Genomic DNA, 22,716 nt, shown 5'->3' with positions numbered 1-22,716 from the left:
TATTTTTTTGATGAATAAACTGCTTACATGCTAAGTAAAATAGGCGTCTGGACCTCCTTTTTCAATCCGTGCTTGTTCATAAAATTCTGCAACTGACACATTCACATAAACAATGACCCACAAAAGACCGATGAACAAAGCGATTGCTCCTAGCAAATACCAGCCGATAAAAGACAGCTGCAACAAAATATACGTACCAATTCTATCTTTCAATAAAAACCAGCCATATTTCAAACATTGAATAACCGACAAATCAGGATAGTCGAACTTTGTCCATGCAGCAAATTGGAATAAACCGCCAACAATACTCATGATGAGTGCTGAAACAAAAATCATCCCTATCATCGATAAAACAAAGCTGATATCAAGAAAATCTTCTGGCATGACACCCGTAGGTACCGCATTTGAACTGAAAAGCAGCTGCATATAAGTACTCACTCCGCTGATTAAAAACATGGGCAGAAAGATTAAACTGTTGAGTAGCCAGTTGATGACTGAATTGATCAAATTGATGCCAAGTATCGAACCAAAATACTTTCTTTGGAAAACTGAAAATAAAAGGTTACTTTTTGGTCTGCCACCCCGTACAACTACTAGCGCAATGTAAAACAATGCATAGTTGAATGCGAATAAAAGTAAATTATCGACTAGAAAACTCAATAAGTGCTGCTGCATGCTTTCTTCCGGAAAAGGACTGAAACCGTCAAAAAAGTTCTGGATGACGCTCGTAAATATTATAGATAAGAAAACAAGCCAAGTATTGATTCCCCATTGATTTTCCAAAGAAACTCGTGCTTTTTTCCGATATTCAGAAATAGGTATTCTATTATTCATTATTCATAACTCCGAATTTTTTCAACTGTTTCACTATCAAGCCGTTTCACTAATTCTGTGACTAGTTTCACTGTATTCAAATAATCATCTTCATGAATCACTGATGTATGGGAATGCAGATAACGAACAGGAACGGTAATGGCTACAGACGGAACACCATCTCTTGTCAAATGCATTTGTCCTGCATCAGTTCCTCCGCCAGAAATCACTGTATATTGGAATGGAATATCCATTTCCTCTGCTACATCAATAACAAAATTCAATAATTTTTTATGCGGGATCATAGATGCATCAAAAATCAAAATCTGTGGGCCTTTTCCTAAAATCGAATCTGCTTCTTTTGGTGTCATTCCTGGAGTGTCTCCTGCTGTACCAGTATCTAAAGCAAAAGCAATATCGGGATTTACAAGGTGTGTACTTGTTCGAGCACCTCGCAAGCCTACTTCTTCTTGCACATCGCTTCCTGCGAATAAAACATTTGGGTGTGCTTCTTTAGATAGATTCTCTAATACTCGCAGAGAAACAGCTGTCCCGATACGATTATCCCATGCTTTTGCCAGTAAATATTTACTGCCATTCATTCGTTTGTATTCAATATATGGAGTGACCATATCTCCAGGACGTATGCCCCACTCTTTGGCTTCTTCTTGGCTTGATGCGCCAATATCAATGAACATATCCTTTATTTCATAAGGTTTATTTCTTACTTGAGGTGTTAAAACATGTGGTGGTTTGGAACCAATCACACCGTGGACGATTTTCCCTTCACGTGTTTTGATTTCAACTTGCTGAGCAAGCATGACTTGCCCCCACCAACCTCCAAGAGTTTGGAATTCCAAGAATCCTTTTTCGGTTATTTTTGTTACCATAAAACCAACTTCGTCCATATGTCCAGAAATAAAGACCTTGGGGCCTCCGCCAGCACCATGTTTGGCAATCACACTGCCTAAACCGTCATAAAAAATATCATCAGCGAATGGTTTGGCATATTCTCTGAATACTTCTCTTACCTCTTCTTCATTTCCAGGTACTCCTTTTGCAGAAGTTAAATCAATAAGTAGCTGTTCTTCTTTTGTATCCAAATGTTTTCCCCCATTTCTATATTCATATTGTGATTATACCATTGCTTATGATTTTTGTTCAGGCAAACTTGGTATTTTTATCTTTTATTCAGAATATTCAAAAATAAAGAAAACAAGCGAGCAACACTCGCCTGTTTTCTTTATTTTAATTGTAGTTTATCTGGTATTTGATGTTGCCAAGATTTGCTAAAAAAAGCATCGTCAAGATGATACTTACTAGCAGTAATATGATTTTCTTCTAAAAACGGTCTGATCTGTTGATCTGCAGCCAACCAGCCTTTCCAGCCTAGATGGATCGTGTCTTCCATAAAATAGTTGGTACCCGCTTGATTGACAAAATCAGCTATTCGATTGAATCCTTGGCTATTTAATTGAAATTTGATCTTTTTGGCAAATCCTTGTAACATTTCTTGAGATAGTCCGGTATAATCGCTCCATTTCTCGTTAACCGGTGGGATGATGAACAATACTTCGTTATGGTTTTTTGCTAATTGATCCAAGACCAGCTGAAAATCAGAAAATTCTGGCGAAAAACGATAATCCCAATTTTTTTGTGACTGTTTGAGCTCTGGCTCGTGGGCTCGGATACGATGCGTATAAAAATCGTTTTTCAACCCGAATGGATTATTCGTCGTTTCTCGTTCTCCAATTTGATTTGCTAAAATGGATAATTCTGTTTCTTGGTATTGTTTTGGTAATCGTTTTGACTCATGATCGATTTTTTGCTGTCGATCTTTCAACCCAATATTGCTGAATACTTCATCCTCTCTCTTCAGCATGTTCCATTGGCTGCGCAGCTGATTCAAAGATTCAGGTAAAGGTAGCTTCCCTTTTTTGATCGTTTGCAGAATCACCGTCAACGTATCATTCTCTTTTACTTTTGAGAAAGTTAATAATCTTCTAGCTAAATAGCGATCAGCAGGCGTTACTTTCTTCATTGAAAACAACCAGTCGTATGTTTGAAGTTCAGAATAATACGTATTAAAGTAATCAGTTTTTACACCGTTTTTAACGAACCACTGAGGAGAAATAATAAAGACGACTTTCTTGTTTTTCATAGCATCTCCTGCAGAGCGCATCATCATATATTGGCTTAACGATTGTGTCCCGGGTGCTCCCAGCAAAAATGGACGATAGTTTCGCTGGTATTTTTCTGCCAGAACAGACGGATGAAATGGACTGATTCTGCTTAATTCACTTGAGCCAAAAAAAGGAATATATTGTTTTTCAGATAATGCATAATTTTTTATCGCATCTCCTTTCAACACGTTCACTGACATGGAAGAAGAGGCACGTCTAATCGTTTCTGGATTAGAGATATCTACTTGATAGGAGGAGGTAAAAAACACAAACAGTAAGCCAACAGCTAAAACAACCGGGCCGAAAATAGCAAAAAGTTTCTTTTTCATACTCAACCCTTCAATGCAGTTGCTTGTTGAATGATTTTATTCGGTGTGCTCCAATCCTCTCGCTCGAATTCAGATACAGGGACTTGGATATCCAGCTCTCCGTCTAGCTCGACTAATAATTGAACAGATGCTAAAGAATCAAGCAACCCTTCATCAAATAGATCAATATCACGATTTTTTCTTACTTCATCTGTTCCTGTTATTTCTTCTAAGATTGATAAAATTTGTTCTTCCATTTTCCTTTTCTCCTTTGTTATATAAATTAATATGTCACTATTCGTTAGCTAAAAAAAAGTTTATCTAAAAATCCTGAAAAAATCAGGAAGCTAAAACATACTGCTTGAAATGTCAAAAATACGGCTAAGCCATGCGTAAATTTGTTAGAAGGCAACTGCTCTTTATGCTTCTTCTTAAATCGGATCCATGCATCTGTCAGACAGATCAGACAAGCATGATACAGTCCATATACGATGTAGTACCACGTCAATCCATGCCATATACCCATTAGAAGAAACAAAGCAAAATAACCGATATTTGACATTACGATCTTGCTTTTAAAAAATTTTTTCTTCATCATGAAGAACATCAATCGCATATATACATAATCACGGAACCAAAAGGACAGCGTCATATGCCAACGATTCCAGAATTCTTTGATATTCCATGATAAAAAAGGTTTATTGAAATTGATTGGTGTCTGATACCCCATCATGTAGCTTGTACCGACTGCAAATAAGCTATAGCCAGCAAAATCAAAAAACAAATACATACTGTACACGTACATATAACCTACTAATGCCCATGAAATACCACCATGCTGTAAGGCAATGCGTCCCACTACAGGAAGCAGTACTTGACCAAAATAATAACCGATAATGAATTTATATAAAAAACCGACAAAAATATTTTGGACGCCTTTTCCCAAAAGATCAACATATTTATCACGAACAGGCGGATGGAGCTGATCTTTTTCAAATCTCCTATAGCGATCGATTGGTCCAGAAGAGATTGTTGGAAAGAACAGCAGAAACTGGATATAACGAAATGGCTTATATGTTTTGATCATGCCATCTCTTATTTCCATGATCATTTGTACAGATTTAAAGGTTAAATAAGAGATTCCTAAAAAACCAAGTAACGATGCTTTTCCATGTTCAAAAAAAGGAGTCACTTTCGTTAAAAACAGTGGAATTATCGCTAAAATAACGGCGGCAAAAAAACATCCTGTCTGATTTTTCCTTTGCCGATAAACAAAATAGCCCCATACAAGTATCGTCTGCCACAAAACATACCCAATCAGCGCCGCTCCCTGTTGCCAATAATTACCTCCAAAGCTGACAAATAAAAAGAAAAGTGTCACTGCTGATTGATAAACTGGTAATCTTTTTTCCCATATCAATAAAGATAGAACGATCGGTACAAGCGCAATGGCTAAAAGAAAAAAATAAAACGGCTCTGCATAAGGGATCATATGAGGTAACATCATTCAGGATTCACCTCAGCTGTTAATTTTTTTCGATCGATTTTTCCATTAACTGTCTGAGGCAGCAGATCGACATAATGGAACTTCTGAGGAATCATATAATCCATCACAACTTCTAGTAGTTGTTCTTTGATAGATTTAGTCAACTGAAAATCCGGCTGTTTCGTTTTGTTTTCTAATACGACAAAAGCAACCAGCTGCTGTACTTTTGTTCCTTGGTATTTTGGTACGACGACAGCTTGTTTGATTCGGTTGTCTTGGAGCAGATAATGTTCGATATCCCCGAGTTCAATCCGGTATCCATGTAATTTGACCTGCTGATCCATACGTCCTTCATAAAATAAAAGCCCATCTTCATCTAGTCTACCTGCATCCCCTGTATGGTAACTTGCTAAGTCATTTTGACAAAAGAACGCAGCAGCTGTCTTTTCGGGATTGTTCAGGTAACCTTTTGATACGCTTGGTCCTGCAATAATGATTTCACCCGTTTCTCCTTTTGAAACAGGTTTGCCTTCTTGGACAATAGAAACTTTCGTGTCTTTTTTTACGTAGCCAATCGGTAGTCGGTCATAACTATCTAGTACATGCTGGTCAATCTGAATACTTGAAATAGCTACAGTTGCTTCTGTTGGACCGTAAGTATTATATATCCGTGCATTTGGGAATCGATCAAATAGACTTTCTGCAGTTTTTTTCGTCAATTCTTCTCCGCAAAATAAAAACATGTCCAATTCCGGCACATTTTCTCCATTGAATGTAGGTTCCATCAAGCAAATATCCATAAATGATGGAGTAGAAACCCACACATTCAACTTCAAGGCTGGCAATGTCGCGAATAATTGACGAAAGTCTTGAACAACTGCTTTATTTAACGGCTTCAGCATTCCGCCAGAAACTAATGCAGGATAAATAGAAAATACCGATAAATCAAAAGAAAATGGCGCTTGGGCTAAGAAATGCATACCAGGCTTGATCCCAAAGTCTTCCATCGTCCATTGAACAAAGCTGACTAGATTATCATGACTGATTTGTACGCCTTTTGGTTCTCCAGTAGTACCAGAAGTAAAAATAATATAAAAATTTTCTGTACCTTTTACGCTATTTCTGGGATAAAATCCTACTGGTATCTTCTTGATTTCTTGAAATTCTTTTTTTGTTATGACAGGAACCGAAGGAATATCTTCTATCCAGTCCCCGATACTGATGACCATAGATGGTTTAGCCACCCGAAAGATCGACAGGATACGCTCCTTGGGTGTATGCTCTTCAATCGGCAAATAGGCATGGCCAGATTTGACAACCCCTAGAAATGAGACAATCATTTCAAACTCCAAATTGCCAAAAACGACAATTGGTCCATCGCCTTCTACCTTTTTTTCTAAATAATAAGCAAGTGCGTCTGATGCTTGTTTCAATTCACCAAAAGTATGCGTCTCATCCGCCTGATAAGCAACTCGATCAGGTTCATTTATTCCCCAATCATCGATTGCTTCAATAATCGTTTTGATTTCCATACTCTTCCTCCTAAAATTCGTTATAGATAAAAGTTCCTCCTTGAATATTTTTATAGTTATACAGATAAATCAGGAACAGCAGTACTGCACTATAAAAAATTGTTCGAATGATGAATTTTCCCCAATAATTCAATTTTGGATTAGAACGCCATTTGTTCATTGGATTCCCTCCTCATATAACCTCACACAAAGTGTAACTAATTTTGACAAAAAGAAACATGTGTCTAGCTTACAGAAACCGTTTTTTTACTAACAGTTTTGTCACATAGCTTTTATAAAAATAGCACATCAAATCACTGCTTTTTTCTTTATAATTTCTCGTACTTTTAAAAAATATAAAAAATAAAGAGGTTGTGACAAAAATCGTGTCACAACCTCTTATTCCAAATAAATGGTATTCAAAATTTAGTTCTATTTATTATCTTGTCTTATTCCGTATATCATTCCTCGATAATCCGACAATATAACTGACTCGTAATGACATAAAGCAAAAGATAGATAAGGATCAATAAGCCACTCACAAGATAAGCCAACCAGTAATCGGCAGTTTTTATATACTGAGTGAAGACATTGATTGCAAATACTGCGTGAGTGATCCCTAATATCATGGGTGGAAAGAAGGTAAGTGCGTTTTGCTCGAAGATCATCCGTCTGATCCTTCTTTGTGGAATCCCCAGCTTAGTCAATAGGTGATAATTTTCTTTTTCTTCCTCTGCTTCTGCTAATTGCCGGACTGTCAAAATACTACCAGTAGCAATAATCACGATCATCCCGACAAATAGTGTGACAAAAATATTGATACCGATTCGCCGATTGACTGCACGCAATTTCGAATAGCTGGAAGAGAAATTCAAACGAGAGCTTTCTTGGCTAAATTGTGCTTCCTTCATTTGGTCATCCGGAAGTTTCTTTGTGCTAATTTCTCCTTGTAGACTTCCATTTACGATATCATAAGAATAATAAACAGCATTGAGCCACTTTATCGACAGGTCATTGCTCAGTCGTTCATCTATTTTTTCATTATTTCCACCTGATACATCTACATTGACTACTTGATAATCCACACCTTTTGCTTTTTCAAAAACGGTATCATCTACAATCAGTACAGGACTTAGATATACGATTGTTTCGTCACCTAATACACTTGGAAGCATTTGTTGAATCTTCAATTCTTGATTATCTGGCAGTCCAATACTAGATCCATATAATGAAATATTCCGAAAAAGAGTTTGCATTTGATCAAGCAAAACAGTATGACCAGGTGATTTCAAAGAAATGTTCGGCAAATCTGGATTAACTTTTCTGAAGGCTTGATATTGTGTTTCCGTGATCAGATTAGCAGTTTGAAACATAGGTTCTTCGAGATTTTGACTATAGATACTCCCAATGACTTTATAATGCAAGGTGATTTCTTTAGTTATCTTCTGCCCTTCCTCTGCTAGAATCGGCTTGATTTTTTTCTCTGTCTCAACATCAAACTGATAGTCCATCGGGGAGGAAACTTTCTCCTGGTAGGATAAAATAGTAGAGATACTAGCCGTGCCGCCAATTGTCATTAAAGAAATTCCGAGAATGACTGTAATCAGAGAATTTGTACGCCAACTTTTGAGCAAATGAACTTGCGTGTTACCCATTATCAAAAAATTGATACCATAGTAATAAATCTTCCATTTACTCAATATGATCAAAAATAACCGAAATGTATAACAGAAAAACAAATAAGTACCGACCACACAAACGAAAAAAATTAAAAAAGAAAAAAAGAAAACTAATGTATCAAGATAATGATAACTGATCATCCATGAAGTGATTTCCCTAAAATGACTAGCTCCAAAATATCCGCTCATTAAAAGCAGTAACCCGATGACTGCGAGTAATCGGTGCCTTGTCCTGAAGCGCATTGTTGAACTATCTGCTTGTTCTTTTTCTCCAAAACTTCGAATCATTGGATAGCGCCATATTTTCCATATTGAATATACAGATACTGCTAAAAGGATGATGAAAAAAGCAAATAAAGTATCTACTACTGATGGAATGGAGATAAAAAATGGACTAGTAAGATCCATATCCATCATTCGAACCAAAATCATTGAAAAGAGTTTGGAAAAAATAATACCGAGTAATATCCCAGAAATGCAGGCGAACAATCCAATTATCATGATTTCTAACACATATATACCTGATATCTGCAGTTTATTCATACCAAAAAGCTGATAGATGCCTATTTCCTTTTGCCTTCTATTCAAGAAAAATCGGTTGGCACTGAATACGAAAAAAAGCAAAACAACAGTAATGATAAATCCGCCAAAACTCAATCCACCATCTATCGAAGTATCTTGACTTGCTCTTCTGACTAAAAATTGATCGTAGGTCATTGCGCTGAAGGAATAATAGATCATTACGGATAAAGTCAAACTGAAAAAATAAACAAGATAGCCTCGTGACTGCCGAAAAAAACTTTTAACGGCTAGTTTATACAGCATTCATTTTTCCTCCTCCGCCAATCGTCGCCTGCATGTCTATTACTTTCTCAAAGAACTCTCTTCTTGTCCCTCTTCTGACAACTTCAGAAAAAATCACACCATCTTTAATAAATAAAATTCTATCGCAGTAGCTTGCTGTATATGGATCATGGGTGACTAACAGTATCGTTGCTTTTTCTTTTTGATTCATGGTCTTCAAGTAGTTCAACAATTCTGTAGCCGACTTCGAGTCCAAAGAGCCAGTTGGTTCATCTGCAAAAATCACTTGTGGCTGAACAACAAGTGCTCTAGCAGCTGCAATTCGTTGTCTCTGTCCGACAGAAAGTTCATCGGGATACCGTTTGAGCAGTTCTTCTATATTCAACAATTGAGCTACATGTCTTACTCTCTTTTCCATTTCCTCTTTAGTCATCCGTTCAACTGCTAGGGGCAATAGGATATTGTCTTTTGCATTTAGGGTATCGATCAAATTGAACTCTTGAAAAATGAATCCTAGTTTTTTTCGACGAAAGTCACTGAGCTCACTATTTTTCATTTTTGTGATTTCTTTTCCTTGGATCGAGACACTGCCCATCGTAGGCAAATTGATCGTGGACAAGATATTCATCAGCGTTGTCTTTCCTGCACCACTTGGGCCCATAATCCCAACAAACTCGCCTTCTTCTACTGTGAATGAGATATTATCTAAGGCTTTGACGGGAGAAAGTTTGCTGCCGTAGCTTTTACTTAGATGTTTCACTTCGATCATCTTTTCCAATTCTTCTCCTCCTCTTTCATTTTTCATTTCTATTTATTTGCATAGTAGCATATCTACGAATAATTTGCTCTTATGTTTTTGTCATTTTTACTTGGACTGAATAAAAAATTTTATTCAATTATTTTATTCAGCAAAATTAAATATGCAAAAAACAAATCCACCAGCTACAAGTTTTCACCTTTTTTCACAATAAAATATACACTACATATAGTATAGAAATCCAATTATACAGCACATTGAATACTATATATAGCCGATATTTAGTTGCTCCTTCCCAGATTTTGTTTTATGATAGACAAGAACAATTTAGCAGGAGTTGAAGATAATGAAAGTAAATTATGAAGAAAAAACTGTCGTTACTCAGCAGCCAGAGACATCCCAGATGAAAGTCATCAAACGCGATGGCCGCCATGTTGATTTCGATGAACAAAAGATCAATGAAGCACTGATCAAAGCAGAAAAGAAAATTCACGGCTCATTATCACCACTTACTTACGAAAAAATTCAAATGATTGCAGACTTGGTTGTCCAAGAAATCAAAAGCCGGTTTGCTGAAAATGTCAAAATCTATGAGATTCAAAACATCGTGGAACATATATTACTAGAAAAAAACGAATATGAATTAGCAGAAGAGTACATCAATTATCGTACCAAACGAGATTTTGCTCGCAGTAAAGCAACAGATATCAACTTTTCGATTGAAAAGCTAATCAACAAGGACCAAACTGTCGTGAACGAAAACGCAAATAAAGACAGTAATGTTTTCAATACACAGCGAGATCTGACAGCCGGGATCGTTGGAAAATCAATCGGACTGAAAATGTTGCCACCACATATAGCAAATGCGCATCAAAAAGGCGATATCCATTACCATGATTTGGATTATCATCCTTATACACCGATGACGAATTGCTGCTTGATTGATTTCAAAGGCATGCTGAACAATGGGTTCAAAATCGGCAATGCCGAAGTCGAATCGCCAAAATCTATCCAGACCGCCACAGCACAAATCTCACAGATTATTGCCAATGTAGCGTCAAGTCAATATGGTGGCTGTTCTGCCGACCGAACAGATGAATTGCTTGCTCCTTTTGCAGAATTGAACTATAAAAAACATCTAAAAGATGCGGAAGAATGGATCGATTCGCCAGAACGACAAAAAGAATATGCAAAAGCAAAAACCAAAAAAGATATCTTCGATGCTATGCAAAGTTTGGAATATGAAATCAATACCTTATTTACTTCAAATGGACAAACTCCTTTCACTTCATTAGGATTTGGACTAGGAGAAAACTGGTTTGAAAGAGAAATTCAAAAAGCAATTTTACAGATTCGAATCAATGGATTAGGGAGTGAAAAGCGGACAGCTATCTTCCCTAAACTGATCTTCACTTTGAAAAAAGGTGTGAACTTAAACCCTGAAGATCCTAATTACGACATCAAACAACTAGCATTGGAATGTGCAACGAAAAGAATGTATCCTGATATTCTGAATTACGATAAAATCGTTGAATTAACTGGAAGTTTCAAAGTACCTATGGGCTGTCGTTCATTCTTGCAAGGGTGGAAAGACGAAAATGGTCAAGAAGTAAATGTCGGACGAATGAATTTAGGTGTTGTTACATTGAATTTGCCAAGAATCGCGATCGAATCAAAAGGAGATCAGAATAAATTCTGGCAGTTACTGTCTGACCGTTTGGAAATCATGAAAGATGCGCTTCTCTATCGTGTAGAACGTTGTAAAGAAGCCATTCCAGCAAATGCGCCAATTATATATATGTATGGTGCTTTCGGGAAACGTCTTTCACGTACCGATTCTGTCAATGAATTATTCAAAAACCGTCGAGCTACTGTATCATTAGGCTACATTGGATTGTATGAAGTTGCTTCAGCTTTCTTCGGTGGCGAATGGGAAACAAACCCAGAAGCAAAAGCTTTCACACTTGATATCGTCAAAGAATTAAAAGCTAATGCAGATGCATGGGGGGATGAATATGGTTATCATTTCAGTGTCTATTCAACTCCAAGTGAAAGTCTAACTGACCGTTTCTGCCGTTTGGATACAGAAAAATTCGGCATCATCGAAAATATCACAGATAAAGAATATTATACAAACAGTTTCCACTATGATGTGCGTAAAAACCCAACGCCATTTGAAAAATTGGAATTTGAGAAGGATTATCCAAAATATTGTTCAGGTGGATTCATCCACTACTGTGAATACCCTATGCTCCAACAAAATCCGAAAGCTTTAGAAGCTGTATGGGATTTTGCATATGACAAAATCGGGTATCTTGGTACGAATACGCCAATCGATCATTGCTATCAATGTGGTTTCGAAGGTGATTTCAAACCGACAGAACGAGGATTCGAATGTCCAGAATGTGGAAATCATGATCCAAAAACATGTGATGTAGTCAAACGTACTTGTGGCTATTTAGGAAATCCGCAAGCTCGTCCGATGGTACATGGTCGCCATAAAGAAATTTCCTCACGTGTGAAACACATGAAATGAGGTTGTGAAAAAGCTGTCCTGCATCAAGTAATAAGAATAGCTAAACAAAAATAGCTCCTCATATTTTTCGTTTAGTTGGGCTTATTACCGCAGATGCAAGCTTTTGAACACCGTTTAGTGGAGAGGTTGTGAAAAAGCTGTTCTGCATCAAGTAATAAGAACAGCTAAACAAAAATAGCTCCTCATATTTTTCGTTAGTTGGGCTTATTACCGCAGATGCAAGCTTTTGAACACCGTTTATTCAGAATAAGAGGCTATGACAAGTCTTTTTTCACCACCCTCTTTCGATGGCTTTGTATCTTTGAACGCCCTCTATCAAAATAAGAACAAGCTTTCTTGAACAATGGATTTAGGTCAGTTTGTTCTTATTTATGTGGTCGAGTAGATTTTATCTTCAATAGCTATATCTTTGAACCTTAAATGAAAGAAGTTTTTTTATGAGAAATCCAACACCAAAAGAATGGTTAGCAAAAGACTACAGCCAAAACTATATTGCTGACTACAAACCGTTTAATTTTGTCGATGGTGAAGGTGTCCGCAACAGTCTTTACGTTAGCGGCTGCTTATTTGCCTGCGAAGGCTGCTTCAACAAAGCTGCACAAAATTTCCGATATGGCAAACCATTCACACCTGAATTAGAAGAACAAATCATTTCTGACTTGCGCAACGATTACGTGCAAGGATTAACTTTACTTGGTGGCGAGCCTTTTTTGAATACAGATGTTTGTCTGCAAGTCGTACGACGTATCCGAAAAGAGTTCGGTACGACAAAAGATATCTGGTCATGGACAGGCTATACCTTTGATGAATTGCTACAAGATTCAGAAGATAAATTAGAACTCCTTTCGCAAATCGATATCCTTGTTGACGGACGCTTTGAATTAAGCAAACGTGACCTAAAACTACAATTTCGCGGAAGTAGCAACCAGCGGATCATTGACGTCCAAAAATCTTTAGAATCCAATCAAGTTGTGATTTGGGAAAAATGTACGGATGCAACAGAAACCTATGAACAAATCAAAAAGCAAGACTTGATATAAAAACAGCTTTGGGAGAGAAAACGGATTTCCGGTTTCAACTCTCAAAGCTGTTTTTATATTTCTTGATTTTCCCATAATGGAAGGACGATGTTTTCATAAGTCATCGGGTCCAGATTCGTCAAAGTAATCCCTAACAATCGGATCCCTTTTTCTACTCCCAAGATTTCCTCCCATATAAGGCTTGCTTGATAAAAGAGTGCTTCTTTTTTATAGATATATTCTGGCAATGTCACTCTTTTGGTCACAGTAGAATAGTCCGTGTACCTGACCTTCAAAACTACTGTTTTCCCATGTTTTTGGACTCTTCTCAGTGCTTCTTCTACTTTTTCAGCTAGTTGGCGCAACTGAGTCAGCACTGCTTCTTCCGTTTGCAACGGCTGCCCATAAGTATGCTCTTTTCCCACAGATTTTCGCTCTCTTGTAACGTTTACTGGAGAATCATGGATTCCTCTGACTTTACGATAAAGAGAATAGCCCATTTTTCCAAAATTTCGAATCAACATCATTTCTGTGCATTCATATAGGTCTTTTCCTGTATAAATCCCTAGCTCATGCATTCTAGGTACAGTTTTCTTCCCTACCCCATGAAATTTTTCAATTGGCAAAGCTTTTAAAAATGGCACAGCGTCTTGAGGGGCAACTACCGTGATTCCTCTAGGTTTTTGATAGTCTGATGCTAATTTGGCCAAAAACTTATTGTAACTTACTCCCGCAGAACATGTTAGCTGGACACTCTCCCAAATATTTGCTTGGATCATTCGGGCGATTTTGATGGCTGACTTGCAATTGATTTTATTTTCGGTCACATCAAGATACGCTTCATCGATACTAACTGGTTCCACAATATCTGTATAACGATAGAATACTTCCCGTACTTGTTTGGAAATATCGCTGTATTTATGATGGTCGCCAGGCTTAAAGATGGCTTGCGGACAAAGCTCATACGCTTTTTGTGCACTCATTGCTGAATGAATTCCGAATTTTCTTGCTTCATAATTTGCTGTAGTCACTACTCCACGCCCACCAGTGTCACTGGGGTGTCTGGCAATTACTAATGGATGTCCGCGAAACTCAGGATGATCTCGTTCTTCAACCGAAGCGAAAAAAGCATCCATATCAATATGAATGATTTTTCTTGATGTATCATTATGTAAAGGAAATTGCAGCTCCATCATCCTCACCTCTTATTTATTATACAAGAACATTCGTTCGCGTTCAAGAGATTTGAAAAGTTAGTAGCTGATTTCCCCATTAGTCTTTCATTATAGACAACTTATACTATCTCAGTCTAATTCATGGTACTGACGGTAGACTTCTTGTTTTTTCAGCCCATTTTTCAGCGCTACTGCTTTGATAGCAGCATTTGGTTTTTCGCCTGAAGCGATCTTTGCTTCTACTTGTTCCTTTAACGTTCCCAACTCTTCATCAACTTCCGTCACTGGCGTTTCAAACAAATTCCCTTCTACAAGCAGACAACATTCACCCTTTACTGGATGTTCTTCGATATAAGCGAGTAGCTCTTCCGTACTTCCTCTAAGGTATTCTTCATGGACTTTTGTCAATTCTCGACACAAAACGACTTGGCGATTTCCAAAAATTTCTAAGAAATTTGTCAATGTAGCAGTGATCCGATAAGGTGACTCATAAAAAATCAGCGTAGCTGTCTGTTCTTTTAGCTTTTTCAATGTTTCTTTCTGTTCTTTTTTCTTACGTGGAAGGAAGCCATAAAATAAAAATGGTTGAGGCACTAGCCCTGAAGCAATCAAAGCCGTCATCCCAGCTGTAGGTCCTGGGATAGAGATCACAGAAATCCCTTCTTTTATGCAGGCTAAAACTAGCTCATGTCCAGGATCGCTGATGGAAGGCATTCCTGCGTCACTGACTTGAGCAATCGTTTTTCCTTCTTTTAACAAAGCAATCAATTGAGGGACACGTTCTTTATAATTATGTTCATGTAAACTTTTTTGGGGTGTATGGATTTCAAAATGATTCAATAACTTTTGTGTATTACGCGTATCCTCACTTGCGATAAGATCGGATTCTTGCAGCATACGAACACTTCTGTAGCTCATATCTTCTAAATTTCCAATTGGCGTCGGTACAAGATATAAATCCCCATATACCGGATTTCCCTTGAAACTTTTTTGATTATACATCTGTCACAATCTCCTTAATAAAAAGACTGGAGCAGTATTTCTCCGCTCCAGTCTCCTCTTGTTATTGGTCATCGACCGCTTTCGCGATAGATCACTTCTAGACAAAACGCACAAGGCTCGTCATTGTCCCTTCTTGATCCATATAAATCGTAGCAGACATGGAATCCTTCTTCATAAATTTTTTCAAGATTCATACGAGACTTAGAAAGTTCCTGCTTCACATTTTCAGCTGGAGCTTGTGCAACTTGGTTCAATTCCCGCAGGTGTTCCCGCAGACGTTGATTTTCCATCTCCAAAGTTGTATTTTTTTCTACGATCTCATGCAAAGCATGCTTCATTTCAACAAGTTCTGTTAATGTATTTCTCAACTCTGATTCTAATTGATTCAATCCGTCGTATAATGATCTCTTATCCATTCATCTCACCTACTTGGATAAATTCTTTCAATTCATCCCATTCATATTCGACAGGATTTTCCCGTCCAGTCAGCCGAATACTAACGATACGGCTAAGCAGATTCAACCCTACGACTTTCCCTTTACCATCAGGTGTAGCAATTACTTTTCCAAAGTCAGGGAGTTCTTTTTTCGCTGTCTCGTATTCTTCGCTCTCATATTGCAGACAGCACATCAAGCGTCCGCATAAACCGGAAATTTTTGTTGGATTCAAAGATAAACTTTGATCTTTTGCCATTTTGATTGATACAGGCACGAAATCGCCTAAAAAAGAAGAACAGCATAATGGACGCCCACATGGACCAATTCCGCCTATTATCTTTGCTTCATCGCGGACACCAATTTGTCGAAGCTCAATACGAGTACGAAATACAGTGGCCAGATCTTTTACCAATTCTCTAAAGTCAATTCGCCCGTCCGCTGTGAAAGAAAAAATCAATTTATTTCGATCAAATGTGTATTCGGCTTTGACCATTTTCATTTCCAACTCACGCAACTGCACTTTTTCTTTTGCGATTTTCAATGCATCATAAGCATCTTTTTTGTTTTTTTTGTCTTTTTCTAATTCAGCTTGTGACGCTTTATGCAAGATCGGACGGATAGCTTCAGGAAGGTCATTGGGATCAATCTCTTTTTTAGGAAGGACAACAGTAGCAATATGTAAGGATTGCTGAGATTCGACTAATACCTTGTCATTATAAACATATTCAGAGTCTCCTGGTGCAAAATAATAGATATGACCTGCATCTCTATATCGGACACCTACTACTTCTACCATTTCCATCCTCCTTGATCATCATCCTTTGCGGCAAGCTAAAAAATCGTATGCAAAACGAACTGTTCCGCAACAGCCTGAAAACTGACATTGCTGCGTAGTTTCTGCTCTGCGATCAATATCCGTTCAATTATCTGGTTTATCTGTTTCACTTTGCCATATTCGCCGTTTGCTACTGCTTGACGCTGTGCTTCCTGATAATAAAACATCAAGACAGATAATCCTGTAAACTGTTGTGTTTTTTCTTTAAATGATTTTACCAATTTTTTTTGGACATAGATAAAGGCTTGAGTATCTTGCTTTTGCAAGTAAACGAACCATTGATAAATCAAGTCCTTAGCATCATTAAACCATTCATCTTGAGAGATTTCAACTGCTTTTCCTAAACTGTTTGTTAAGAAAGCCAAAAGTTTTGCTTTTTCCAATGGAATCTGCTCTTCTTGCAATCGATGGATCAGTGCTTCTTTCGAAAGTTCTTGAAAATGCAGAACTTGACAACGAGATTGAATAGTAGGGAGAATTCTTCCTACTGCATCTGTTTCTAACACCGCCAAAAAATCTCCAGGGGGCTCTTCCAAGAATTTCAACAAACTGTTTGCCGCACTGCTATTCATTTTTTCAGCTTCTTTGATCAAAAAAACTTTTTTTCTTGATTCGTAACCGCTGCGACTGAATTCCGTCTGCAAACGTCTGATCTGATCGACTTTGATGGTTTGTCCTTCCGGTTCAATAACCAAAACATCTGGATGTTCTTTCTTTTCGATCCGCTGACAATTGTTGCATTTTCCACAAGGCAGATTGTCTTTCATTTGGGTACAGAACAGGTGCTGTGCAAGCCATATACCTACTTCATGTTTTCCTGTTCCTTTCTCCCCTTCAAAAAGATAAGCATGAGCGATACGCCCATGCTCAAAACTCCGTTGAAGCTGCTGATACACGATCGGTTGCATTTGAGCCAAGTTTATTTCTTGATTCATAGCTCAGCTCCTCCTAAAATTGATGGAATCCTTCAACAGGTAAGACGAAGACTGTGGCACCGCCTACTTCTACTTCTACTGGATAAGGGACGCCCCCATCCATCGAAATATCCAGTGTAACAGGTGTAGATACAAATTGCTTTCTTGATTCACACGTTTTTTTGATGATTTCCAATGCTTCTTCTACACGGTCATCTTCAATACCCACGATAAACGTGCTGTTTCCAGCCTTAAGGAAGCCGCCTGTCGATGATAGTTTTGTGGCACGGATATTTGCATCAATCAATTCATTTGATAAACGGTTGCTGTCTTTGTCTTGGATAATCGCTAAAATAATTTTCATAAACGTTCACCTTCCTAGTTTTCAAAAAATTGCGGATACTGTTCAATAATTGTATGATAACTTGTTTGCAGCACTTCTTCAAAGCCTTTTCTTGCATCAACTTTGTGGATTCTTTCCGGATTCTCTTCTGCCAGCTTTAAGTAAGCATGTCGTACACGCTGGTGGAATTCCAAACCTTCCGAATCTAAACGGTCGATTTGATTTTGTCTGTTTTTCTTGATTCTTCTTAATCCGGTGTCTGAATCTACGTCAAGATAAAGGGTAAAATCCGGCGTAGTACCTTCTGTAGCAAACTCATTCAACCGAGCAATCTCGGTAACGCCGATGCGTCGGCCTGCACCTTGATAAGCAAGAGAACTGTCGACAAATCTATCGCATAAAACGATTTTCCCTTTTGCCAGAGCAGGCAGAACCTTTTCGACTAGATGTTGTCTTCTTGCTGCTGCATAAAGCAGTGCTTCCGTACGTTCATCCATCCGATCATTTTTTGGATCAAGGATCACTGCTCGGATCTCTTCAGCAATCGGAATGCCTCCTGGTTCTCTTGTTTGAATGATTTCTGTTTTTGCTACTTCTTTCAAAAGAGGGTAAAGTTCATTCAAGATGCTGGTTTTTCCTGCACCATCAGGCCCCTCGATTGTAATAAATAGTCCGTTCACATTGTTGCCCCCATCTCTTGTGCTGCTTTTATATTGTACCTGAAAAAACACTTAATTAGAAATTTATAACTCACGTCTTCCTTCGACAGCTTTCAATAAAGTAACTTCATCTGCATACTCGATATCAGAGCCTACAGACAGACCATGTGCTAGACGAGTCACTTTGATACCTGCGGGTTTGATCAGACGTGAGAGATACATAGCTGTTGCTTCTCCCTCTGTTGTTGCATTTGTTGCGATAATCACTTCTTTTACATCTGCATCATGCAGCCGCTGCAACAGAGAAGAAATATTGATGTCTTCTGGACCTGTCCCTTCCATCGGTGATAACACACCATGGAGAACATGATAAAGTCCGTGATATTCTCGCATTTTTTCCATTGCCATTACATCTTTCGGCTCTTCGACCACTAGGATAACGCTTCGATCACGTGAAGGATTTCTACATATTTCGCAGGGATCTTCTTCTGTGATGTTTCCGCAGATACTACAAAAATGCAAATCGCGTTTTACACTTAACAAAGATTTAGCAAATTCATTTACTACTTCATCTTTCATATCGATCGTATAAAAGGCGAGTCTTGTCGCTGTTTTCTGACCGATTCCTGGAAGTTTCATGTAGCTGTCGATCAGTTTCGCAATTGGTTCTGGATATTGCATATTCATTACTCCTTCAGTTTAAAACTAAAATCCTGGCAAACCTTTTGCGTATTTCCCTAATTTTTTCTCAGTTTCCACATCAATTTGTGCGATCGCATCATTGACTGCCATTACGACAAGATCCTGAAGCATCTCGATATCATCAGGATCAACGACTTCTTCATTGATTTGGATATCTTTCATGCGACGATCGCCTGTAAAAACCGCTTTGACCAATTCATTGGTGGTTTTACCTGTAAACTCTGTTTTATTTAGCAGCTCTTGTGCTTCTGCCATTTCTTTTTGCATTTTTTGTACTTGTTTCATCATGCCTTGCATATTGCCCATTCCACGCATCATAATTATCTACTCCTTTTTATTAATCATCTACCACTGTAACAGCTTCGGAGCCAAACAGTTCCTCTGCTTTTACTACAAGTGTTTCTTCTGGTACTTCTTGTTCTTGAGGAAGCAACTCGATTTCTCCTTCTGAGTCTTCAGAAGCAAAAGAGTTTTCTGTTCCCTCTTCTTGTGCCTGCGTCAAATAATTTCTTCGAAGTTCTGGCCAGCTTTCTCTTGTAATATAAACAGGATCAGGCGCATAATCTTTGATCATTCGGCTTAAGTTGTTGTGTACCGAAAGCTGCAATTCTTCGTCATTTGCTGCTCTTTGACAAACAATCTCATAATCAAACGCAATCACTAGTCCTGTTGGTCCAGCTGCAACTGGTTCGCTTGCTTTAAGCATTGCTCGCTGAGTGACAGATAGACTCATCAGCAAGTCTTCCCATACTTCTTTTACTTGGTTCAGATGCTGTCTTGTCGCTTCCCGCAGAACTTTATATACTCGTTCCGTCGGTACACGATAGGTACTTGTCTGTTTTTTATGATTTGTTTGCTGTACCGGCTGTACTTTTGTATTCTCAATTCCTGTATTACTGCGTAGTTCCTTGATTTCGTTTCTTAGTTCCATAATCTCTTGTTGTAGCTGTTTTACTATCTGATCATCTGCAAATGCTACATCTGCTGAAGGAACAGAAGCAGACGGTAGCTGTGCAAGTTTGACTGTAGCGACTTCCAAATAAATAGCGGCACTATTGGTAAAACGAATTTCATTTTGAGTATCGCTCAAAATCTTTATCATTGAAAACAGCTGATCCGCTGAAACAGTTTGTGCCAATTCTGTAAATGTACTTCTGATCGTACTCGATTGTTCCTCAACTAGGTTAGGTGCTTGCTGATACATCAGCAAGTCACGGCAGTATTGTAACATATCCTCTAGAAAGCGACGTGATTCTTTGCCGGCTGCGAGAATTTGGTTCAATGTTTCCAATGCTTCTGGTACTTCTTTTTTCACGCAAGCGCTCAAGTAACTGTCCATCATTTCGTCAGTTAAGCTACCTGTCACTTGCATGGCATCATCTAAAGTAATTGTTCCTTCACTAAACGAGATTGCCTGATCAAGAATACTCAATGCATCCCGCATCCCGCCTTCTGCAGAACGGGCAATCACATTCAATGCAGCTGGTTCATAGCTGATAGTCGATTCTTTCAAGATAAATTCAAGATGTTCGACAATATCTGCCGTATTGATCCGTTTAAAATCAAATCGCTGAGTCCGTGAAATGATCGTAGCTGGTATTTTGTGAGGTTCGGTCGTTGCTAAGATGAATATGACACTTTCTTTTGGCTCTTCCAATGTTTTCAACAAGGCATTGAAAGCTCCTGTTGAAAGCATATGTACCTCATCAATAATGTACACTTTGTACGCTGCCTTTGTAGGCGCATAATTTGCCCGATCACGGATAAATCGGATTTCTTCGACTCCGTTGTTGCTGGCAGCATCGATTTCGATCACATCTTCTTGCGTACCAGCAGTAATTGATCGACACATTTCGCATTCGTTGCATGGCTCGCCGTCTTTACTGTTCGGACAGTTGATTGCTTTTGCGAAAATCTTTGCTGCACTCGTCTTTCCGGTTCCTCTGGGTCCTGTAAACAAGTAGGCATGTGAGGTTTTGTGGGAAACAATAGCATTTTTTAGTGTCTGTGTCACAGCTTTTTGTCCAACGATGTCTTCGAAACGCTGCGAACGCCAGACTCGATAAAGTGCTTGATATGCCATAAGGATCCCCCTTTTTTAAAAAATTCACTATCTCTTATTATACGTGATATTAGGTAAAAAAACTACTATCCTTCTCGGCTTTTTCAGGTATTTAAACAATACGCAATTTTCCATTTCAATTCCGTCTCTAGTCCGAGAAGTTTCACATCTTCCTATGGTATAATAAATAAACAATAATTGTTTGGCATTAGCTGAATCAGAGGAGGAATTTTTTATGGGTCTTATCAAAGCAGCAACAAGTATGGTTGGCGGCGGTCTGGCAGATCAATGGCTAGAAGTCATCGAACCAGACAATATGAGTGATACAACGGTCATGACAAAAGGTGTCAAAGTCCGCAAAGATGACAAACGTGGCTCCAATCGTAAAGGAACAGAAGATGTTTTAACAGACGGAACAGTCGTCCATGTCTATCCAAACATGATGATGCTTTTGGTCGATGGTGGAAAAATCATCGATTATACCGCTGAGGAAGGTTATTACACCATTAAAAATGACGCAGCTCCTTCCATGTTCAACGGAACACTGAAAGAAGCAATTGCTGAAACTTTTGACCGATTTAAATTTGGCGGCGTCACACCGCAGAAACAACAAGTTTTTTATATCAATCTCCAAGAAATAAAGGGAATCAAATTCGGTACAAGCGCGCCGTTGAACTACTTTGACAATTTCTATAACGCAGAATTATTCTTACGGGCACATGGCACTTATTCTATTCATGTCGTTGACCCGATTTTATTTTATACAAACGCAATCCCTAAAAACAAAACACAAGTGGAAATCAATGATATCAATGAGCAGTATTTAGCTGAATTCCTAACAGCGCTGCAATCAGCAATCAATCAGATGTCTGCAGATGGTCAACGGATTTCTTATGTACCATCTAAGAGTTTGGAATTAAGCAAATACATGGATACTGCATTGGATGATTCTTGGCGTGAATTACGTGGGATGGAGATTGTTTCTGTGGCTGTAGCTAGCATTTCTTACACCGATGATTCTGTGAAACTGATCAATATGCGTAACGAAGGGGCGATGCTAGGTGATCCTAGCGTACGTGAAGGATACGTGCAAGGTTCCATTGCACGTGGTATGGAAGCAGCCGGAAAAAATGAAGCAGGAGCAATGACCGGCTTTATGGGTGTAGGTATGGGAATGAATGCAAATGGTTCTTATCTTTCTCAAGCAGCTCAAAATAACCAAGAACAAATCAAACAACAAGCAGAAAAACAAAATCAACAAACTGCACAAGGAAATGCGGATACTTGGACATGTCTAGTTTGCGGGACAGAAAATTCCGGAAAATTCTGTTCCAACTGCGGAGCTGCCAAACCTGTAGAAAACGTTCAGCCTAAGCTACAAATGCGATGCAGTGAATGCAATGAGATCGTGGATCTTTCCAACGGCATCCCTAAATTCTGTCCAAACTGTGGTAAACCGTTTAAAGGAATCCCCGTTGATTAATTTATTTA

At 38.4% G+C, this 22,716-nt stretch carries 22 protein-coding genes; 3 read left to right on the top strand and 19 right to left on the bottom strand.

All coding sequences use genetic code 11. The features are described 5' to 3' along the window. Positions 1-30: 30 nt before the first annotated feature. The 9 genes from RG571_RS04025 to RG571_RS03985 form a co-directional block, all read right to left on the bottom strand. Complete coding sequence (locus tag RG571_RS04025) at positions 31-834, bottom strand: DUF975 family protein (protein WP_002288098.1); 804 nt, start codon at positions 832-834, stop codon at positions 31-33. Next, positions 834-1,916, bottom strand: a complete 1,083-nt coding sequence (locus RG571_RS04020; RefSeq protein WP_002288096.1) for a M42 family metallopeptidase — start codon at positions 1,914-1,916, stop codon at positions 834-836. The genes RG571_RS04025 and RG571_RS04020 overlap by 1 nt, the downstream gene beginning before the upstream one ends. Before the next feature lie 140 nt (positions 1,917-2,056). Next, positions 2,057-3,325: a D-alanyl-lipoteichoic acid biosynthesis protein DltD gene (gene dltD / locus RG571_RS04015; protein ID WP_002339605.1), complete on the bottom strand. Its 1,269-nt coding sequence runs from the start codon at positions 3,323-3,325 to the stop codon at positions 2,057-2,059. A gap of 2 nt (positions 3,326-3,327) precedes the next feature. After that, positions 3,328-3,561 carry a D-alanine--poly(phosphoribitol) ligase subunit DltC gene (gene dltC / locus RG571_RS04010; protein WP_002288092.1) on the bottom strand — a complete coding sequence of 78 codons (234 nt, stop codon included), beginning with the start codon at positions 3,559-3,561 and terminating at the stop codon, positions 3,328-3,330. 44 nt (positions 3,562-3,605) lie between these two features. Continuing rightward, positions 3,606-4,811, bottom strand: coding sequence for a D-alanyl-lipoteichoic acid biosynthesis protein DltB (gene dltB / locus RG571_RS04005; RefSeq protein WP_002332099.1), 1,206 nt, complete (start codon positions 4,809-4,811; stop codon positions 3,606-3,608). Continuing rightward, positions 4,808-6,322 carry a D-alanine--poly(phosphoribitol) ligase subunit DltA gene (dltA, locus tag RG571_RS04000; RefSeq protein WP_002339604.1) on the bottom strand — a complete coding sequence of 505 codons (1,515 nt, stop codon included), beginning with the start codon at positions 6,320-6,322 and terminating at the stop codon, positions 4,808-4,810. The genes dltB and dltA overlap by 4 nt, the downstream gene beginning before the upstream one ends. Positions 6,323-6,332: 10 nt before the next feature. After that, a complete protein-coding gene (locus RG571_RS03995) occupies positions 6,333-6,482 on the bottom strand; it encodes a teichoic acid D-Ala incorporation-associated protein DltX (RefSeq protein WP_308947775.1) in 150 nt (49 codons plus the stop codon). Positions 6,483-6,762: 280 nt separating this feature from the next. After that, positions 6,763-8,805 carry an ABC transporter permease gene (locus RG571_RS03990; protein WP_002339603.1) on the bottom strand — a complete coding sequence of 681 codons (2,043 nt, stop codon included), beginning with the start codon at positions 8,803-8,805 and terminating at the stop codon, positions 6,763-6,765. Then, positions 8,795-9,562 carry an ABC transporter ATP-binding protein gene (locus RG571_RS03985; protein ID WP_002304285.1) on the bottom strand — a complete coding sequence of 256 codons (768 nt, stop codon included), beginning with the start codon at positions 9,560-9,562 and terminating at the stop codon, positions 8,795-8,797. Before RG571_RS03985 ends, RG571_RS03990 begins: the two co-directional genes overlap by 11 nt. 325 nt (positions 9,563-9,887) lie before the next feature. On the opposite strand from RG571_RS03985, the gene nrdD reads away from it, so the two are divergent. Together nrdD and nrdG are read left to right on the top strand one after the other, a co-directional pair. Then, positions 9,888-12,077, top strand: coding sequence for an anaerobic ribonucleoside-triphosphate reductase (gene nrdD / locus RG571_RS03980; RefSeq protein WP_002339602.1), 2,190 nt, complete (start codon positions 9,888-9,890; stop codon positions 12,075-12,077). Between the two features lie 437 nt (positions 12,078-12,514). Next, complete coding sequence (nrdG, locus tag RG571_RS03975; protein ID WP_002318289.1) at positions 12,515-13,117, top strand: anaerobic ribonucleoside-triphosphate reductase activating protein; 603 nt, start codon at positions 12,515-12,517, stop codon at positions 13,115-13,117. Between the two features lie 53 nt (positions 13,118-13,170). On the opposite strand, the gene dinB is transcribed toward nrdG, so the two are convergent. The 10 genes from dinB to dnaX form a co-directional block, all read right to left on the bottom strand. Then, positions 13,171-14,292, bottom strand: a complete 1,122-nt coding sequence (gene dinB, locus RG571_RS03970) for a DNA polymerase IV (protein WP_002318290.1) — start codon at positions 14,290-14,292, stop codon at positions 13,171-13,173. Between the two features lie 108 nt (positions 14,293-14,400). Continuing rightward, positions 14,401-15,273: a 16S rRNA (cytidine(1402)-2'-O)-methyltransferase gene (rsmI, locus tag RG571_RS03965; protein ID WP_002318291.1), complete on the bottom strand. Its 873-nt coding sequence runs from the start codon at positions 15,271-15,273 to the stop codon at positions 14,401-14,403. Between the two features lie 68 nt (positions 15,274-15,341). Beyond that, complete coding sequence (locus tag RG571_RS03960) at positions 15,342-15,689, bottom strand: DNA replication initiation control protein YabA (protein ID WP_002288076.1); 348 nt, start codon at positions 15,687-15,689, stop codon at positions 15,342-15,344. Further along, positions 15,682-16,506: a stage 0 sporulation family protein gene (locus RG571_RS03955; protein ID WP_002332104.1), complete on the bottom strand. Its 825-nt coding sequence runs from the start codon at positions 16,504-16,506 to the stop codon at positions 15,682-15,684. Before RG571_RS03955 ends, RG571_RS03960 begins: the two co-directional genes overlap by 8 nt. Positions 16,507-16,541: 35 nt before the next feature. Then, positions 16,542-17,480, bottom strand: a complete 939-nt coding sequence (gene holB / locus RG571_RS03950; RefSeq protein ID WP_002288071.1) for a DNA polymerase III subunit delta' — start codon at positions 17,478-17,480, stop codon at positions 16,542-16,544. A 13-nt stretch (positions 17,481-17,493) separates the two neighbouring features. Continuing rightward, positions 17,494-17,823, bottom strand: a complete 330-nt coding sequence (locus tag RG571_RS03945; RefSeq protein ID WP_002292340.1) for a cyclic-di-AMP receptor — start codon at positions 17,821-17,823, stop codon at positions 17,494-17,496. Positions 17,824-17,837: 14 nt separating this feature from the next. Next, the gene (tmk, locus tag RG571_RS03940) at positions 17,838-18,482 is read right to left on the bottom strand and encodes a dTMP kinase (RefSeq protein ID WP_002318294.1); all 645 of its coding nucleotides are present in this window, start codon (positions 18,480-18,482) and stop codon (positions 17,838-17,840) included. 63 nt (positions 18,483-18,545) lie between these two features. Next, positions 18,546-19,142: a recombination mediator RecR gene (gene recR / locus RG571_RS03935; RefSeq protein ID WP_002296223.1), complete on the bottom strand. Its 597-nt coding sequence runs from the start codon at positions 19,140-19,142 to the stop codon at positions 18,546-18,548. A 24-nt stretch (positions 19,143-19,166) separates the two neighbouring features. After that, positions 19,167-19,481: a YbaB/EbfC family nucleoid-associated protein gene (locus RG571_RS03930; protein ID WP_002339601.1), complete on the bottom strand. Its 315-nt coding sequence runs from the start codon at positions 19,479-19,481 to the stop codon at positions 19,167-19,169. 19 nt (positions 19,482-19,500) lie between these two features. Next, positions 19,501-21,246: a DNA polymerase III subunit gamma/tau gene (dnaX, locus tag RG571_RS03925; RefSeq protein ID WP_002339600.1), complete on the bottom strand. Its 1,746-nt coding sequence runs from the start codon at positions 21,244-21,246 to the stop codon at positions 19,501-19,503. Positions 21,247-21,460: 214 nt separating this feature from the next. Here dnaX and RG571_RS03920 point away from each other — a divergent pair, with 214 nt between their 5' ends. Further along, positions 21,461-22,708, top strand: coding sequence for an SPFH domain-containing protein (locus RG571_RS03920; RefSeq protein ID WP_002339599.1), 1,248 nt, complete (start codon positions 21,461-21,463; stop codon positions 22,706-22,708). Positions 22,709-22,716 lie beyond the last annotated feature (8 nt).

This window comes from Enterococcus sp. FR204, assembly GCF_031143325.1.
GTDB lineage: Bacteria > Bacillota > Bacilli > Lactobacillales > Enterococcaceae > Enterococcus_B > Enterococcus_B faecium.
The sequence above is the reverse complement of the archived record's forward strand: the minus strand, read 5'-3'. Positions and strand labels throughout refer to the sequence as shown.